At 65.5% G+C, this 1,306-nt stretch carries 1 protein-coding gene; it reads left to right on the forward strand.

Going from position 1 to position 1,306, the window contains the following annotated elements; all coding sequences use genetic code 11:
* Positions 1-68: 68 nt before the first annotated feature.
* A partial coding sequence (locus ABIB27_RS19320; RefSeq protein ID WP_354254706.1) for an IS701 family transposase occupies positions 69-1,306 on the forward strand: 1,238 nt, incomplete at its 3' end.

Below are 1,306 nucleotides of genomic sequence, written 5' to 3' on the forward strand. Positions count from 1 at the left end.
CTAGTAGTACTTAGTTAGGTCGGCGTGGCGGCTTTTAATCCCTGACCGATCCTGTTAATTTTCGAGGCATGAAACCGGATGAGCTTGCCGAGACCAAAACGGAGCTGGAAGCGTTTGTGGCGGACGTGTTTGCTTCGCTGCCGCGGACGGATCAGCGGAACAAGGGGAACCTGTATCTGCACGGTCTGATGCTGGACGGGCGGCGGAAATCGATGCAGCCGATGGGCGAACGGCTCGGGGTCGATTACCAGCAGCTGCAGCAGTTCGTCTCGTCCTCACCGTGGAAGCCCGAGCCGGTCCGCCGGGTCCTCGTGCGCAAGGCCGTGGAGGTGATCGGCCCCGACGCGTGGGTGGTCGACGATACCGGGTTCAAGAAGGACGGCGGCTCCTCGCCGTGCGTCGCGCGGCAGTATTCGGGCACCCTGGGCAAGATCGGCAACTGCCAGATAGCCGTCAGCATCCACGCGGCCACCGACCAGGCCTCCTGCCCCCTGGACTGGCGGCTCTATGTGCCCGAAGCCTGGGATGACACCTGCGCGGACACGAACGCCCACGCCGAAATGACCGCCGCCCGCCGGGCCAAGGCGCAGATCCCCGAACTCCAACGCCATCGTACGAAGTGGGCGATGGCGTTGGAGATGATCGACGAACTCCGCGCCTGGGGCTACCGTCCCCCGATCATGGTCGGGGACGCCGGCTACGGGGAGATCACCGCGTTCCGGTCCGGACTCAGCGAACGGGCGATCCCCTACATGGTCGCCGTCAAACACTCCACAACCGCGCACCTCCAAGACGCTCCCATCGACGTGCCCGAGTACGCCGGCAAAGGCCCACGCTCAAGCCAGCGCCGCTACCTCGAGGACCCGCAGTCACTCAAAGACCTCGTCATGGACGCCGGCCGCCGGAAGCTGCATCAGGTCACCTGGAGGCACGGCACCAAGTCCACCACCAACAACAAACTCGCCTCGATGACCTCCCGGTTCATCGCACTGCGGGTCCGGGCAGCCAACCGCGACATCCCCCGCGCCGAGGACGGTTCCCTCCCCGCCGAGTGGCTGCTCGCCGAATGGCCCACAGGCGCACCCGCACCCACCGACTACTGGCTCTCCACCCTGCCCGAGACGACACCGCTGAAGGAACTCGTCCGGATCGCCAAAATCCGGTGGCGCATCGAGCACGACTACCGCGAACTGAAAACCGGACTCGGCCTGGACCACTTCGAAGGCCGCACCTGGCTCGGCTGGCACCACCACGCCACCCTCGTCACCGCCGCCCACTTATTCATCACCACACTGCGCCTGACACG

Source organism: Arthrobacter sp. UYEF21 (assembly GCF_040546085.1).
GTDB lineage: Bacteria > Actinomycetota > Actinomycetes > Actinomycetales > Micrococcaceae > Arthrobacter.